14 protein-coding genes are annotated in these 16077 nt (G+C 39.6%); 9 read left to right on the forward strand and 5 right to left on the reverse strand.

Going from position 1 to position 16077, the window contains the following annotated elements:
* Positions 1-252: 252 nt before the first annotated feature.
* The 3 genes from AWM68_RS03750 to AWM68_RS03760 are packed head-to-tail and all read left to right on the forward strand — an operon-like array spanning position 253 to position 4270.
* Positions 253-1923, forward strand: a complete 1671-nt coding sequence (locus AWM68_RS03750) for a spore germination protein (protein WP_066237003.1) — start codon at positions 253-255, stop codon at positions 1921-1923.
* A complete protein-coding gene (locus AWM68_RS03755) occupies positions 1920-3140 on the forward strand; it encodes a Ger(x)C family spore germination protein (RefSeq protein ID WP_066237007.1) in 1221 nt (406 codons plus the stop codon). Before AWM68_RS03750 ends, AWM68_RS03755 begins: the two co-directional genes overlap by 4 nt.
* Entirely contained in the window at positions 3137-4270 is a 1134-nt protein-coding gene (locus AWM68_RS03760) for a GerAB/ArcD/ProY family transporter (protein WP_066237010.1), read from the forward strand. Before AWM68_RS03755 ends, AWM68_RS03760 begins: the two co-directional genes overlap by 4 nt.
* Here AWM68_RS03760 and AWM68_RS03765 read toward each other — a convergent pair.
* Complete coding sequence (locus tag AWM68_RS03765; protein ID WP_066237012.1) at positions 4230-4460, reverse strand: hypothetical protein; 231 nt, start codon at positions 4458-4460, stop codon at positions 4230-4232. The genes AWM68_RS03760 and AWM68_RS03765 overlap by 41 nt on opposite strands.
* 72 nt (positions 4461-4532) lie before the next feature.
* Here AWM68_RS03765 and AWM68_RS03770 point away from each other — a divergent pair, with 72 nt between their 5' ends.
* Together AWM68_RS03770 and AWM68_RS03775 are read left to right on the forward strand one after the other, a co-directional pair.
* Complete coding sequence (locus tag AWM68_RS03770; protein ID WP_066237014.1) at positions 4533-5174, forward strand: SOS response-associated peptidase; 642 nt, start codon at positions 4533-4535, stop codon at positions 5172-5174.
* A 203-nt stretch (positions 5175-5377) separates the two neighbouring features.
* Positions 5378-7813 (forward strand): DUF6359 domain-containing protein, encoded by a 2436-nt coding sequence (locus tag AWM68_RS03775; RefSeq protein WP_066237016.1) that lies wholly within the window; start codon positions 5378-5380, stop codon positions 7811-7813.
* A gap of 176 nt (positions 7814-7989) precedes the next feature.
* Here the strand turns inward: AWM68_RS03775 and AWM68_RS03780 are convergent, their stop codons facing one another.
* On the reverse strand, positions 7990-8193 hold the full coding sequence (locus AWM68_RS03780; RefSeq protein ID WP_066237019.1) for an alpha/beta-type small acid-soluble spore protein: 204 nt from the start codon (positions 8191-8193) through the stop codon (positions 7990-7992).
* 330 nt (positions 8194-8523) lie between these two features.
* Between AWM68_RS03780 and AWM68_RS03785 the strand changes: the two genes are divergently transcribed.
* From AWM68_RS03785 to AWM68_RS03800, 4 genes are all read left to right on the forward strand, one after another.
* Positions 8524-9462, forward strand: a complete 939-nt coding sequence (locus AWM68_RS03785) for an EamA family transporter (protein ID WP_066237024.1) — start codon at positions 8524-8526, stop codon at positions 9460-9462.
* 72 nt (positions 9463-9534) lie between these two features.
* Positions 9535-10311: a Cof-type HAD-IIB family hydrolase gene (locus AWM68_RS03790; protein WP_066237028.1), complete on the forward strand. Its 777-nt coding sequence runs from the start codon at positions 9535-9537 to the stop codon at positions 10309-10311.
* Between the two features lie 216 nt (positions 10312-10527).
* Positions 10528-12120, forward strand: a complete 1593-nt coding sequence (locus tag AWM68_RS03795; RefSeq protein ID WP_066237031.1) for an SH3 domain-containing protein — start codon at positions 10528-10530, stop codon at positions 12118-12120.
* 305 nt (positions 12121-12425) lie between these two features.
* Positions 12426-13283 (forward strand): patatin-like phospholipase family protein, encoded by an 858-nt coding sequence (locus tag AWM68_RS03800; protein ID WP_082820546.1) that lies wholly within the window; start codon positions 12426-12428, stop codon positions 13281-13283.
* A 212-nt stretch (positions 13284-13495) separates the two neighbouring features.
* On the opposite strand, the gene AWM68_RS03805 is transcribed toward AWM68_RS03800, so the two are convergent.
* From AWM68_RS03805 to AWM68_RS03815, 3 genes are read right to left on the reverse strand one after another with little or no spacing between them, the layout of a single operon-like run.
* Complete coding sequence (locus tag AWM68_RS03805) at positions 13496-14464, reverse strand: ABC transporter ATP-binding protein (protein WP_066237033.1); 969 nt, start codon at positions 14462-14464, stop codon at positions 13496-13498.
* Positions 14465-14476: 12 nt separating this feature from the next.
* Positions 14477-15262, reverse strand: a complete 786-nt coding sequence (locus tag AWM68_RS03810) for an ABC transporter permease (RefSeq protein ID WP_066237036.1) — start codon at positions 15260-15262, stop codon at positions 14477-14479.
* A 3-nt stretch (positions 15263-15265) separates the two neighbouring features.
* Positions 15266-16045: an ABC transporter permease gene (locus tag AWM68_RS03815; RefSeq protein ID WP_066237039.1), complete on the reverse strand. Its 780-nt coding sequence runs from the start codon at positions 16043-16045 to the stop codon at positions 15266-15268.
* Positions 16046-16077: the final 32 nt, after the last annotated feature.

Here is a 16077-nt window from a genome sequence, read left to right on the forward strand (position 1 = left end):
ATTTATTTTTGAAAAATTACAGTTGTTAAGATTCGCATTTTGAAAATAAGATGCTATAATGAAATTAACCTTTTTCCAGCCAGGGATACAGAACCCTGGCAATAAAACTGTTATTTGTTAGAGCCCCTGATTGTTTTCATCGATGAAATCAATCAGGGGCTTTTTGCGTTACCCAAGTTTATCTTAGTTTCTTACATAACCAATGGAAGTTCCGCAAATGCTATGAAAAGAATGGTAAAAAGGCGGTTGGTTATGAGGAACAGAAGAAAACGCCCAATGATTAAGACGTATAAGAAATTAACAGATATGGTTGCCGAAAAAAGCTTTGGCGAAGCATCTTCCCTCCAAACAGAAACCTTTTCAGAAGAAATTCACTCTGTGGAACAAAAAATAGAAAGAAAAGAAGGCAAGTTAAGTCCGGTCTTACACGTGACGGTTGACAGTGTAAAAAAAAGCCTTGGTAACCCGGTGGATTTAATCGTAAGAGAGTTTGAGTTTGAACTTCAACAAAAAGTTACAGCTACTCTCTTGTTCTTAGAAGAGATGAATGATCCTCAGCTCTTAAACGAATTTATATTAGCCCCTTTAATGTCCCTAACATCTGACAAGCAATCCACTCCAGTACCCGTTAGTCATGCATTGCACTATATCAAACAAAATGCAGTTGCTTTAGGTAGAGTATTGGATGTAGAGAACGAAGAAGAACTATTAGAAGCCCTACTTGCTGGGTTTAGCGTTTTATTAGTGGAAGGAAATACAAAAGGTCTTAAGATGGGAACAACCGGCGGCAGGATGAGAGGGATTGAAGAGCCAACATCAGAGGTTGTTATCCGCGGTCCTAAAGATTCGTTTACGGAATCAATGAAAACGAACATTTCATTAATAAGAAGAAGAGTAAGATCTCCGGATTTAAGGGTGGAAAAATACAAAATTGGTGATGTAACACATACGGATGTAGCGATTATATATTTGGATAACATCGTGAACCCACTGTTAATAAAAGAGATAAAAAAAAGAATTAATGAGGTAAAAACGGATGGCTTGCTAGAGTCTGGTCAGCTGGAAGAATTTATACAAGATGAGACCGTAACTGTTTTTCCTCAGTTTATGAACACGGAAAGACCCGACGTGGTTGTCGGCAATCTGCTCGAAGGCCGGGTGGGAATCATGGTAAATGGTACTCCATTTTCACTGATTGCACCTACTCAATTCATTCAATTTTTTCAGTCATCAGAAGATTATTATATGAGGTATGACATCAGTACCTTTCTGCGTTTATTAAGATTTTCCGTATTCCTTATTTCCTTAATCGCACCATCTATTTACATTGCTCTAACAACCTTCCACCAAGCGATGATTCCGACTACCCTCCTTTTTGGTATCGCTGCCCAGCGTGAAGGTGTTCCGTTTCCAGCGATTGCTGAGGCCCTGGTCATGGAGATCACGTTTGAAATATTGCGTGAGGCTGGAATCAGGATGCCCCGAGCAGTCGGTGTTGCTGTGTCAATTGTTGGTGCACTCGTATTGGGGCAAGCGGCCGTGCAGGCAGGGCTTGTTTCGCCAGCAATGGTAATCGTAGTCGGGATTACGGCAGTTGCCAGTTTTGCCATTCCTTCCTTTGCAGTGGCAACTTCAGCCCGGTTATTGCGATTTCCATTAATGATTATTTCATCCGTGTTTGGTTTTTATGGTCTTACACTTGCTTTAATCGTTATAATCGCTCATTTAACGAGTCTTAGATCTTTTGGCTATCCTTATTTAAGTCCGTTTGCACCAATACAAACACAGGATCTGAAAGACAGTCTCTTTCGCTTTCCCATTACAAAACTGTTTAAACGACCAGAAAAGTTAGCAAAGAAAAATGAAACACGAACCCAGCCTTACCAAGTAAAGAAAAAAAGAGAAGAGGAGACAACAAGATGAATTTTCTAAAATGCAGTCTTCCTCTTTTCATCTGTCTGCTGTTTTTAACAGGATGCTGGGACCAAAATGAGCTAGACGAACTTTCAATTGTTATGGGTATCGGAATAAATATTGATAAGAAAGGAGATCTCATCGTAACTTATCAAGTGGTGAATCCTACAGAAGTGGCTCCTGGTATCACGGGGGCGGGAGGCGGAAAACAGCCTGTTTTTACGGTATATGAAGCGAAAGGCCGTAACTTAATGGAGGCAACCAGGAAAGCAACTAAGCAAACCTCAAGACGTTTGTTTTTTGCCCATGCAAGGATGCTTGTTTTTAGCGAAAAATTAGCTAAAGACAGTATTTATCAGGCACTGGACATGATCTCACGTGATCCTGAAGTACGCTCTACGATTCAGGTCCTCATAGCTAGAGATACTACACCATCAAAAATTCTGCGTACTTTCACGGCTATCGATAAAGTAACGTCAGATGAAGTAGCAACGATACTAAAGATCTCTGAAAAAAATTGGGGAGAAAACTTGCAGCAAGATATTAACGAAGTACTTCAATCCATTATTAATGAAGGAGGGCAGCCTCTTATTAATGGAATCCGGCTTACGGGTGATAAAGAACTGGCTGTAACCGCCCAAAACTATGAGGTGGGAGATCCGGCGAGAATTCAATTATCAGGAATGGGAGTATTTAAAGAAGGTAAGTTAAAAGGTTGGATTGATGGGCCAGAAGCAAGGGGCATTCTCTGGATCAAAGGGAAGCTAGTCAGTTCTGCGATAACGGTACCTTGTCAGGGAAACAAAAATGGGTATTCGATTGAGGTTGTACGCTCTAACACAGAGCTATCAGCAAATACGAAAAGTAATGAACCTTCCATAAACATAAGAGTTTACCCAGAAGCAAATATTGCAGAAGCAAACTGTGCCGTAAATTTAGAGAAACCTTCTGAGATTTCTACGATCGAAAAAACCTTTAATGCTGTTATCGAAAAAGAAATTAACAAAACAATCGAGGCCGCTCAAAAATTTGACAGTGATATTTTAGGTTTTGGTGAATTATTATATCGAGAAAATCCAAAGAAATGGCGTCACGTTTATAAACAGAAATACGAACAAATCTTTCCAAAGTTGAAAGTGAACGTACATGTAGATTCACGTATTCGAAGGTCAGGAATGCGAACATCACCGTTTTTATTTGAAGAAAAGAAAGAGGCTCCAAAATGAAAACGTATAAGATCGATATTCAGCAATACTTTATTATCATCGTTTTGTTTGAACTAGGCAGTGCCATTCTTGTTGGTCTTGGAATGGATGCAGGAAGAGATGCCTGGTTTGCCATCCTGCTCGGCATGCTGTGCGGGATGGTCCTCTTCTTAGGTTATTTCTTTTTGTACAATCAATTTCCAGAGATGTCATTAACGCAATATCTTCAAGTCTTATTTGGTAAGTATGTAGGAAAAGCACTGGGCTTCTGTTATTTAATGTATTTTATGTACTTGGCTACAAGGGTACTGCGTGACTTTGGGAGTCTGCTATTATCTGCCGTATTTGTTCAGACACCGATTATAGTTGTAAATACCTTAATGATAGCAACCATTGTATATGTCTTGAAACTAGGCTTTGAGGTACTTGTAAGAACTGGCGAAATTATTTTTTCACTGGTCGTCCTTTTAGGAGTGTCATTGACCATTCTCGTTTTATCAGCGGATCTTATGGAATACAATTATCTGCTCCCGATTCTCGGGAAAGGCTTTATACCTGTCTTAAAGGCAGCCTTTCCTGTAACACCAACTTTTCCTTTTGGTGAAATGGTTGTTTTTACGATGCTTTTTCCATATTTGAAAACAAAAAAGAAAAGCAAGGCGTTAACGGTAGGCTTAGTGGCAATGGGGATAAGCGGGATTATTTTGAGCGCTACAGTTGCCATGGATATTGCGATTCTCGGTGGACATGTCGCAACTCATGTTTATTTCCCTTTACTTGCAGCTGTATCGAAAATCAATCTAGGAGAGTTTATTCAGAGGTTGGATGCATTGGTCGTGTTCACTCTAATTATTGGAGGTTTTTTTAAGATATCCGTCTTTTTCTATGTAGCCGTTAAGGCCGCACAAGATGTATTTGGTGTTAAGGAAGAAAAAAAGCTGATCGGACCGATTGGGATCGTTCTCATTCTTTCTTCCATCATGATTGCAGCCAATTATGTAGAGCACATTACAGAAGGATTGAATGTTGTTCCTCACTATATTCACATTCCTTTTCAGGTTGTCTTACCGGTTTTGTTCATCCTTGTATTCTTAGTAAGAAGGAAGAAACTTAAGCATTTTGCTTCTTCTCCATCCACTTCGACAAAATAAAGGTTACGACCGGCAAAAAAATCAAAAAAACAACAAGGGCATATTCTACTTTATCAACATAGCGAAAAAAAGAAAAAATAGAAGTTCTGAGCACGTTGATCGGTGTCATGCCCATAAACCAGTCGATACTTAACATGAAAGAAATCATGCTGAAAAGAAGTATAATGTAAATGAATACAGGATTCTTCAAAGGATATCGCCTCCTTTAGTTAGTTTTCACTGTATTTCTTTCCTTATCCAATCGTGAAATGAGGTTTTGGTTATGTGTGGTAGATATATGCTCTATTACGACAAAGACGTAATCATTGATGCGTTTAATATAATAAATGAGTTTGATTATGAAGAACGTTTCAACATTGCGCCAAGTCAAAATATCCTTGCTATCGTAAAAGCCAGTAACGGCAACCGCGCAGGTTATATGAAATGGGGACTCATACCGAAATGGGCCAATGACTCGAAAATTGGAAATAAATTGATTAATGCAAGAAGCGAAACGGTTGATGAGAAACCAAGCTTTAAAGAATCCTTTTACCAAAGAAGGTGCTTAATTCCAGCAAGCGGGTTTTACGAATGGGTGAAAGAAGGAAACAAAAAACAGCCTTATCAGTTTTCTTTAGAGCATAAAAAGCCGTTTGCATTTGCGGGTATATGGTCAAGGTGGGCAGGTGAGGTGAATGGAGAAGAAGAGGAGAGAATAACGTGTTCCATTCTTACAAAAGCATCCAATCCTTCAATGGGAAAATATCATCATCGCATGCCTATAATGCTCCAGCCTAAAGAAGGGGAAGCTTGGCTAAACCGGTCCCATGAAAAAGACGACTTGCTGTCTATCCTGCACAAAAATGATCCGGATGTATTTGTTGAACAAGTTACGTTAGATTTAAATGTACAAAAAACAAGCTGACTACTTCAAGGGCTATCCAGCTATAGAAGGATGTTGGCTGTTTTTTTGTACAGGCAGTGGTAAATGAGAACTAGTGTGTAAATTTTTTGTAAGTCTTTCTAACTGTTTTAACATAAAACTAACAATTGAACCGACATAATTATGTTATATTTTTCATGGATTGACGAAGTTTTACATAAAAAAACATAGGCAGGTGGACGGTTGTGTTAAAAAGAAAGAAGAAAAAACTCACAAATATAAGTATCATCTTTGCAATTGTAATCAGTTTAATTTTACCTATGCAGACAGCATCAGCCGCAGACGTTTTAACGGTTAGTGAAGCGATAAATGCTCAGGGACAAAAAGACCAAACAGTTGAGGGGTTCATTGTTGGGACAGTTAAGGGAACCGCAAGTGGAACAAATTTATCCTACCAATATGAAGGACCTTTTACCGCAAACACAAATCTAGCTATTGCAGATTCACCAAACGAAACAGATAAAAATAAGATAATACCTGTTCAATTACCAAATACAGCTTTAAGAGCTGATTTGAATTTAAAAGATCACCCAGAAAACTTAGGAAAGAAAATTCAGATCAGAGGGGATTTAGAAGCATACTTCGCAGTTCCCGGACATAAAAATGCCGACGAGTTTATTTTTGTCGATGGAACACCACCTGAACCACAAGCAGAAGAAGTTAAGTCTTCTGTTGAAGGACAAGTTGTTTCAAAAGGAACTCAAATCACTCTTTCAACTGCAACACCTGATGCAGCAATCTATTTCACTTTGGATGGAACTAACCCAACTACTGAAAGCACACGTTACACCGCACCGATTACGATCAATGAAGACGTAACGATTAAAGCGATTGCCATAAAAGATGGTCTTAAAGACAGCGGAATCGCTACATTCAAATATCAAGTAGCACTATCAGGACTTCGCATTCATGATATCCAAGGTGCCGGTCATCATTCACCTGTTGCAAATAAAACAGTTGAAGGTGTAGAAGGTATCGTAACCAAAGTAGTAGATGCTAACAATTTTTACATGCAAGATCTCCAGCCAGATGCAGATTCAAAAACTTCTGAAGGTGTTCTAGTTTACAAAAAAGGGCATGGTCAAGCTGTTGGAAATGTTATTTCTGTAAACGGACTTGTTAAAGAGTGGGTGCTTGAAGGGTACTCGGATAAATTAACAACGGACTTAGCCGTTACTGAGATTAATGCAGATACAGGTAACATCACACTAAAAGCTGAAGGACAAGAACTACCTGAAGCAAATGTGATTGGCATGTTCGGTCTTCAACAACCAACACAAGTGATTGATAACGACAATTTCACAGAATTTGATCCAACTGAAGATGGTATTGATTTTTATGAAAGTTTAGAAGGCATGCTTGTTGAAATTAATAACCCAGCTGTTATTGCACCTCAAAAATATGGTGAACTCGTAGTTGTACCAGACCGTGGTGAGTACAGCAGACTTAATTCTGCAGGCGGCCTTAACATAACAGCTCTTGACTACAATCCTGAACGTATCACAGTGGATATCGATGATTCTTCATTCGTTGCAAAATCAGGAGATTATTTTGTAGGGTCCATTACTGGTGTAGTAAGTTATGGATTTAGTAATTTTAGGGTGTTAGCGGATCGTGATGAACTTCCGACATTTGTTGAAGGAACGACAGAACGTGAAACAACGAATCTACATGAAAAACAAAAAGAGCTTACGATTGCGAGCTTTAACGTTGAAAACTTCTCAGCGAACGTAAAAGGAACTTCAGATGAGAAAGTTGGCAGAATTGCAGATTCTATCGTTCATAACTTGAAATCTCCTGACATCGTAGGACTTGTTGAAATGCAAGATGGTAACGGGAATACAAATAACGGCTATACAGATGCAAAAGAAAGTGCCGATCGCTTGATTGCAGAAATCGCGGCACAAGGCGGACCAACGTATGTGTATACAGATGTTGCCCCAGAAAATAATGAAGACGGCGGCGAGCCTGGAGGAAACATTCGAGTTGGATTCATCTATAATCCAGATCGCGTTTCACTTGCTGAAGGAACGAAAGGGGCTGCGAACCAAGCCGTAGCCTATAAGGATGGAAAACTCACTCTTAACCCTGGTCGTATTGACCCAACAAATCCCGCGTTCGCTAGCAGCCGTAAACCGCTAGCTGCTCAATTTATGTTCAAAGGTGAGAGTGTAATCGTTGTTGCGAACCACTTCAACTCTAAAGGTGGAGATCAGCCGCTATTCGGTAAAAATCAACCGCCAATTTTAAAAAGTGAAGTTCAACGTTTGAAGATTGCATCGATCGTGAACGGCTTTGTAAAAGACGTTAAGAAAGAGGATAAAGATGCAAAAGTAGTATTGCTTGGTGACTTTAACGATTTTGAGTTTACAAAAACACTTCAAACCGTAAAAGGTAACGAGTTAACAAATATGATTGAAGAGGTTCCTTTCAGAGAACGCTTTACGTACTCTTACCAAGGAAACGCTCAAGTTCTAGACCATATTCTTGTTTCCAATAATATGGCTAAGAAAACGAAAGTAGATATCGTTCACATCAATTCTCAATTCATGGAAGAGCATGGACGCGCAAGTGACCATGATCCAGTGTTGATTCAAGTGAAACTTGATAAAGTAAAATAATTCGAATGAAAGCTGGCTCATTATGTGATAGCACATAATAAGCCAGCTTTTTTTAGTAGTCTGGAATAGAAAATCCAACACCTCAATAAAGCAACTACGATTACGAAAATAGTAAATAACCTAAAATATGAAAAAGGCTGACCGCGTAGAGTCAGCCCATCTTATAAAGAATTTGCTTAGCGACGGTATCCGCCACCTAGTTGCTGTTCTGCCATTTGAACAAGACGTTTAGTGATTTCACCACCAACAGATCCATTCGCACGGGATGTTGTGTCAGGTCCGAGTTGTACACCGAACTCAGAAGCGATTTCATACTTCATTTGATCCAAGGCTGCTTGTGCTCCAGCTACTACTAATTCATTAGAATTGTTACGTGCCATATGTATCACCTCCTTGTATTACTAGTTTGGATATCTTTTACAAAAATATGCGAGTGGGAAAAAATATTTTTTTAGAAGTACGGCTAATAGGTATTCGCATATTTTTGGATAAACCGACACACAAACTCGATCATGCCGTATGATAAAGCATCCCCCTATTTTTATTTTCAAGAAAAGCATTGAACTGGCTTCCGGTTCAGTGCTTTTCTGTTTAGGCTTTAACGAGTTGATACAAAAAAGTATAGGATTGGATAAATTTCGTTTTATAATGAAGAAGGACTTTTATAGAAAAAAGAGAATATGCATGCACATAAGAGAGCGGGTGGTGTAATGGGAAAACAAGAGAATAAAGATTTTTCCCGATGGAAAGGAATTGGACTGGCGTTAGCTGGTGCTTCGCTTTGGGGATTCTCCGGTAACGCAGCAGAGTGGATCTTCTCTCATTCAGCCGTAACGGCAACATGGCTAGTTTCAGTTCGAATGGTGATGGCAGGTGCTCTGCTATTAATCCTTGTTTCTAGTCATCATAATATTTTTGAAGTTTGGAAAAACAAAAGAGACAGAATAGATTTGATTATTTTTTCATTAACTGGGATGTTAGGTGCACAGCTTACGTTCTTTTTAAGTATCGAGGCAGGTAATGCACCGACAGCAACTCTTCTTCAATTTCTAGGGCCGGTGTTTATCACAATCTATTTTGCTCTAAAATTTTTAAAATGGCCAAAACGCAAAGAGTGGATTGCCGTAATCATGGCTCTTTCAGGAACCTTTTTACTTTTAACTAATGGAAGTTTGGACGAGATCACGGTTTCAAAAGAAGCCATTTTTTGGGGTGTATTGTCAGGTGTTTCTGTCGCGGTTTATACCGTTTACCCCGTTCGGCTGCTAAAGCTATACGCGTCTGCAACCATTGTAGGGTGGGCAATGCTTTTAGGTGGATTCTCTGTTTCGATCTTTACGCAGCCATGGCAGGCTGGTTACATTGATTGGACATTGTCTTTATTTTGGATGCTTTCATTTGTTGTTGTATTCGGAACGCTGCTGCCGTTTTATCTTTACTTAGACAGCTTAAAATACATTACTTCAACAGAGACAAGTTTACTTGGAAGTGCTGAACCATTAGTGGCAACGATCGTTTCGGTTGTTTGGTTGGGGACAGCTTTTGGTAGCTTTCAAACAGCAGGGGGCATGCTCATCATTCTCACTGTTTTCTTACTCTCGATGCCTGAAAAAGGACTCGTTAAAGTCGGAGGCACTGTTAATAAGTAACACATGATTTGACATTTACACGGAATCGTACCACTATGGTAGGGTAGAACTTACAACAGGAGACGATGCGAAATGAATGACAAAATAGTATTTTTCGATATAGATGGTACGCTTGTAAACGACGAGAAAAAAATTCCTGACAGCACGAAAGAAGGGATCAGGCTGTTAAAAAAGAATGGCGTGCATGTGGCCATAGCTACTGGGAGAGGACCATTTATGTTTGAACCGATTCGTGAGGAGTTAGAAGTGGATTCTTTTGTAAGTTTTAACGGATCCTACGTCGTTTTTAAAGACGAGGTCATCCATAAGACTCCTTTATCAAGAGAATCGATCCTTAAAATAGAAGAAGAAGCAGAACAAGCTGGTCATCCTCTTGTTTATTTGGATCATGAAAGAGCAACGAGCAATGCGGATAATCATGAGATCATTAAAAATTGTACGTTCAATCTTATGCCGAGCTATCCTGTCTATCATCCTGGTTTTTATAAAGAGAACGAAGTCTATCAAGTCTTATTGTTCTGCCAGGAACAACACGAACACGCTTACCGTGATGGATACAAAGGAACATTTGATTTTATCCGCTGGCATGAAAATGCATTGGATATCCTGCCAACTGGCGGTTCAAAAGCTAAAGGAATTGAAGCCTTCATGAAGCAGATGAACATGAAACAAGAGAATGTATACGCGTTTGGCGATGCATTGAACGATATTGAGATGTTAACGGCAGCAGGAACGGGGATTGCCATGGGTAACGGTTTGAAGGAAGCAAAAGATGCTGCAGATTTTGTGACAAAGTCAGTTGATGAGGACGGGATTTACCACGGATTAAAGCACTTTGGATTAATTTAAACCCTTTTGGTATTTCTTGATGCTTTCGATAGTGGTTGATTTCCGTTTGAAGATACTCGCATTCCGCGGTAGCAAAAATAATAGATAGTAAGATTGCCCTAGCCATTGGTTAGGGTTTTTTTCTTTCTATTTTTCAGGAAGAGGTTATGAAAGTTAAAGGAATGACGATATAAGATTTACAGAAAGTAAAGAACGTTCTAACAGGAGTTGAAACGGGTGAAAGTAAATCAGAAGTTTTTTCAGATTTTCCTTATTGCGATCCTCATCATGACTACGTATTACGTCAAGCCTGCATCTGCAGAAACGAAAACCGCTACGGTGAATGCAACAAGCTTAAATGTCCGATCAGAACCTTCTACATCTGCCAAACATTTAGGCTCATTAAAAAAAGGTTCTACCGTGAGTGTATTTAAGACGGAAAAAGGATGGGCAAACATTTCATTTAATGGGGGCAGGGCTTGGGTAAGTGCTGAGTTTTTAAACGTAAGTAATGTTCCAGAAAAAAACACTCAATCTCAAAACGGAAAGAGTTTATCAAAGAATGCAAAAGTGACAGCGACTTCCTTAAATGTTCGAAGTGGGGCTGGTACCCAATATAAGGTAGTGGGCTCCCTAAAAAACGGAATCATAGTCACCGTTGTTAAAGAAGAGGGAAAGTGGTCTAACATTACATATGGTTCTCTAAAAGGGTGGGTTAGCAATGCTTATCTCTTGACTCAATCCGGACAAGCACCAGCTGTTCCAAATCCCAAACCCGCTGAACCAAAACCAGTGAATATCGGAAAATCCGGAACGGTTACCGCTACATACTTAAATTTTCGTTCATCCGGAAATTTGAACGCTCCTATTATTGGCTCTTTAAAGAATGGCACAACAGTCCAAATCCTTTCTGAATCTGGCACATGGTTGTCCATTCAAACATCTGACGGGAAAAAAGGATGGGTATCAAGTCAGTATATATCCATTAATAAAGGCAGCTTACCCGTAGTATCAAGTCCAAAACCACCCGCAGCACCTCCTGCATCTGTTTTGAAAAAGGTGGTTGTACTGGCGGATGGCGTGAATATCAGGCAGGGACCTTCTACATCATACTTAATTGTAGGTAAAGTAAATCAAGGGGACGAATTTGCATATCTGCAATCCAAGAATGATTGGGTACAGTTAAAGCTGCCAAACGGTAACAGTGCCTGGGTGGCAGGATGGTTAGTCGCGGTTCAGCAAACATCTTCTCCAAATCAAAATCCCGCACCTAAACCTTCCGTTGGGGGGTTAAAAGGAAAAAGGATTGTTATTGACCCCGGTCATGGCGGGTATGACCCTGGCGCTATCGGAAATTCATCTAAAACGCGGGAAGCTGATCTTACACTGATGAGTGCCAGATTGTTAGCAACAGAACTAAGCAAGGCAGGTGCCGTTGTTATACTGACGCGCAGTGACAACAGTTATATTTCATTAAACAAACGTGTAGAGATCAGCCATTATCACTTTGCAGATGCATTTGTAAGTTTGCATTATAATTCGGCCGCAGATAAATCAGCAACTGGTCTTCTAACTTTTTATTACGGCCAGAAAGATATAAAATTAGCAGACTCTGTTCACTCAGGATTGCTATCTGCGAACACAGGACTGAAAGGTGGAAATGTTCGCTTTGGAAATTTTCACGTTTTGCGTGAAAACAAGCAGCCAGCCGTGTTGGTCGAGTTAGGCTTTTTATCTAATCCTACTGACGAAATAACAATCAAGACCAATTCTTTTCAATCAAAAGCCGCTGCAGGAATTACGAGCGGGCTGGCTAAATATTTTCAATAAGAAAGAAGGGCGGTGTTTCAAAAGTAAAGAAACTTTTGAAATACTGCCTTTTTGGTAGAATCCCAATCCTAAAGTATGTGAGTGTACTTTTAGAGACTACAAAAAGCATAATTTGTCCGTGTGATGCGACCTCAAATTATTAATTTCACGTTAAAGGTGATATATTCACGTTAATTTCAATAATTTCACGATAGCTTTTTTGGTGGATGACACACCTAATTCACTTCACTGGATTTTCCGCCCGCTTTTTACATATAATTAAAATCATAAATAGTAAAGTTAGTTAACAATAGGTGGTGCAAAATTTGGAGAACTCTGGACTTATTCTGGAAGGTGGAGGAATGCGCGGTGTTTATACCGCTGGTGTACTTGATGTTTTCATGGAGAACGATCTTTACTTTCCATATGTAATAGGAGCATCTGCAGGAGCTTGTAATGCTGTTTCTTATCTTTCCAGACAACATGGAAGAAATCGGACGGTTAACCTGGAATTCAGTTCTCACCCCGAATACATCTCATACAAGAATTGGCTGTTTAAGAAAAAGGGATTATTCGGTATGGATTTTATTTTTGATGAGCTTCCTAACCGGTTAGTTCCTTTTGATTATCAAGCGTTCAAGCAAGCAGAAGAACGTTTTGTCGTGGTTGTTACAGACGTTAAAACAGGAAAACCTGTGTATTTAAGCAGGGAAGACTATGAAGAGATGGATATCTCTAAAGTACTGCGCGCTTCCTCTTCGATCCCTTTTATTGCCCCGGTCGTTGAAGTTGCAGGGGGACACATGATGGACGGGGGCATTTCCGACCCGATCCCAGTTCATAAAGCAATGAGTGATGGGGTTAAAAAAGGAGTAGTCGTCTTAACGCAAAACCAAGGATATCGTAAGAAAAAGCCAAAGATGTCGTGGGTGACAAAGCGGTTTTATCCTGAATATACAGGACTTGATGAAAGCTTGCGCGGCCGTTATTTAAAATATAACGAGACGCTGGATTTTATTGAGGAAGAAGAGGAAAAAGGCAACCTATTCGTGCTGCGTCCGTTAGAGAAGATGAAAGTAAAACGAGTGGAGCGGGATCCAAAACGACTTGGTGTACTTTATGAACAAGGCAGGTTAGATGCACTGAACCAGCTTGAACACTTAAAAAACTGGCTTGCAAACTGAAGGATTTGAGGTACCGACTAGATTGGACAAATTAATGCTTCAAATGGACAGATTATTGCTTTAAACGGACAGATTAATGAACCAATCCGACAGATTATCCATTGAAACGGACAGATTAACTGCAAAATAAACATCATCCCTACATGGATAGTAAAAAACTTACCGCAAAAGACTCTGACATTCAGGCCAGATGCGGTAAGTTTTTTTACAAACTAATAAATCTTTTGAATGACTTCTTCAATATCTGGTTCTTTCATTTGAATATCGACGGGTTCTCCCCATTTTGTTACGTTTTGCAGCAGGTGAGGAGAGGAGAGAATCGAGCGGTCATAGTCAATCACTAGCTTTTCTTCTTCCCACTTCATTTTTTCAATGCCGTTTAACGAGATTTCCGAGATATTCGGTTTAACGCGATATAGAATCTCCATTACACTTGGCAACCCGATATTTCGCCTTAGATCTTCTAATGTTCCATCAAGAACAATTTGTCCATGGTTGATGACGATCACTCGACTGCAAAGCTGTTCGATATCATCCATATCATGCGTTGTTAACAGGATTGTCTTATTTTCTTTTTGGTTCAGTTCTTTTAAGAAGGCACGAATACTTGTTTTGGCGTTTACATCGAGTCCAATCGTTGGCTCATCTAGAAAAAGTACATCTGGGTCATGAATCATAGCTGCTGCAAGATCGCCGCGCATCCGCTGACCTAAAGAAAGCTTGCGAACCGGAGTATCCATGAACTTTCCTATCTGAAGCATATCATCGTACAATTTTAAAAACTGCTGATACTTTCCGTCAGGTACTTTGTACATCTCTTTTAAAATATCAAAAGAATCTCTTAAAGGAAGGTCCCACCAAAGCTGTGTGCGCTGGCCGAAGACGATTCCTATTTTCTTAGCAACTTCTTTTCTTCGTTTTTGCGGGCTCAAACCCCCGACTTTAATCTCTCCGCTAGTAGGGTGAAGGATGCCAGACAGCATCTTAATCGTAGTAGATTTACCTGCACCGTTAGGACCGATATAGCCTACAAATTCTCCTTCCTCAATTGAAAAAGAAATATCGTTTACTGCTTTCACAATGTGATGTTTAGTAGAAAGAAGGGAGGCAAAAGAACCGATAAATCCCTTTTTCGTTTCATAGATTTTAAAATGCTTGTTGAGCATGTAAGCTTCAATCATGACTTGACCTCCTTAACTGCCTGTACTGTGGTAGTGACGAATTCCAAAGTGCCAAAAACGTAATGAAAGAAACAGAAAAACAAAAGCAACTGCAGGCGGTAAAGCTAAGTTCCAAAGAGTTCCGCCCTTATTCAAAAGAAAAAGAATAGGGGTGTAATTCATGAATCCGACTGGAATAACGGTAAAAAAGATGATTTTTAACCATCCTGGATAGATGTTCATCGGATAATTCGCTGCATTAAACGGTGCATACAGCGTAAAGGTTTGAAAGTCTTTTATCCTCTGCGTCCAAAACGCAATGGTTGCGGTCAAAAGACCAAGTGAAAAACAGATAATGACACCCGATAAAATGGAAATAGGTAAATAAATCAATAGTAAAAATAATTCAACGTTCTTTATATTCAGACCGATAATAGAAATAACAAGGATTAAAATGCCTTGAATCGTTCCGCCGATACGTGACAGATCCAAGTTTCTCGTTAGAAGTAAAGATAAGGGAGAAACAGGCCGGATCAGAAGGCTGTCAAATTCGCCTTCAATCATGTATCGTTCAAAATTATGTACCTCAACACAAAATACTCGGTAGAGAGTAATCGCAACGGATGAGATTCCATACAACAAGCCCACTTCATAAAGATTCCAACCCTTAACATCGTCAAAACGCTGCAGGATGGCAGCCAGTAACACAAAATCCACAGCCATAATCAATCCGTATGATAAGGAGGATACAAGAAAGTTCATTTTATATTGCATGCGAGATCGCAAGCTTCCCGATATCAATTTTATATAAAGATTCATACCTTATCCTCCTTGTATTTCTAATTTGTGGCGTGCTTTTTCGGTTAGCCACAAATTGATGAGCGTTAAGAAAATCGCCCAAAAAAGCTGAATGAATAAAACCTCGCTCGATGCTTTTTCAAGAAATACCATTACCGGGTAATAAATGGCTCCTGCAAAAGGTAAGTAAGGAGTGATGAAGGACAGGGGAGCAGGAAGCAAATCGATAGGAACGAGTTGTCCGCCAAGACCTACTAGTAATGTGAAATTCACAAAATGTGCCCAAGCAATCTCTGTTGTCCAACAAGCACTGATTCCCACCAAGTAATGCAGATTAATGGATATGATGACAGCTAAAAATATTGAAATACATAAAATAAGATAAGTTGGTAAGTGTTGAGGTACATAGAAACCGACAGTTAGTGCAAAAACAAGCCCAATTGGGATGGAGCGAAAGAAAAAGTTATACAATAACCGACCAGCTTCTTGTGAGGTAACATACAGAAAAAAATTAGTAGGTCTGACAAGTTCTAAGGAAATGGCGCCATTTCTTACGCCGTTTTGGATGTTCAGTCCTGCAGTAAGAAATCCTGAGAGCCAAAGAATGCATTGAACAGCAGCAATGTAATACGTCATGTCCAGAGCACTATAGGGACTTTCATGTTCTTTGCCTTGCAAAACACCGACCCATATTGCAATAAATACGAAGCCAAAGATGGCACTCGCCGCATTATTGATCAGATGGGCAACTTTATACTGCATATTGCGCATAAAGCTCTTTTGTAGAAGAATCCAATAAACCATAAGTCCCCCTTTATGTAGTTATCTTTTTAAAA

Source organism: Fictibacillus phosphorivorans (assembly GCF_001619875.1).
Taxonomy (GTDB): Bacteria; Bacillota; Bacilli; order Bacillales; family Fictibacillaceae; genus Fictibacillus; species Fictibacillus phosphorivorans_B.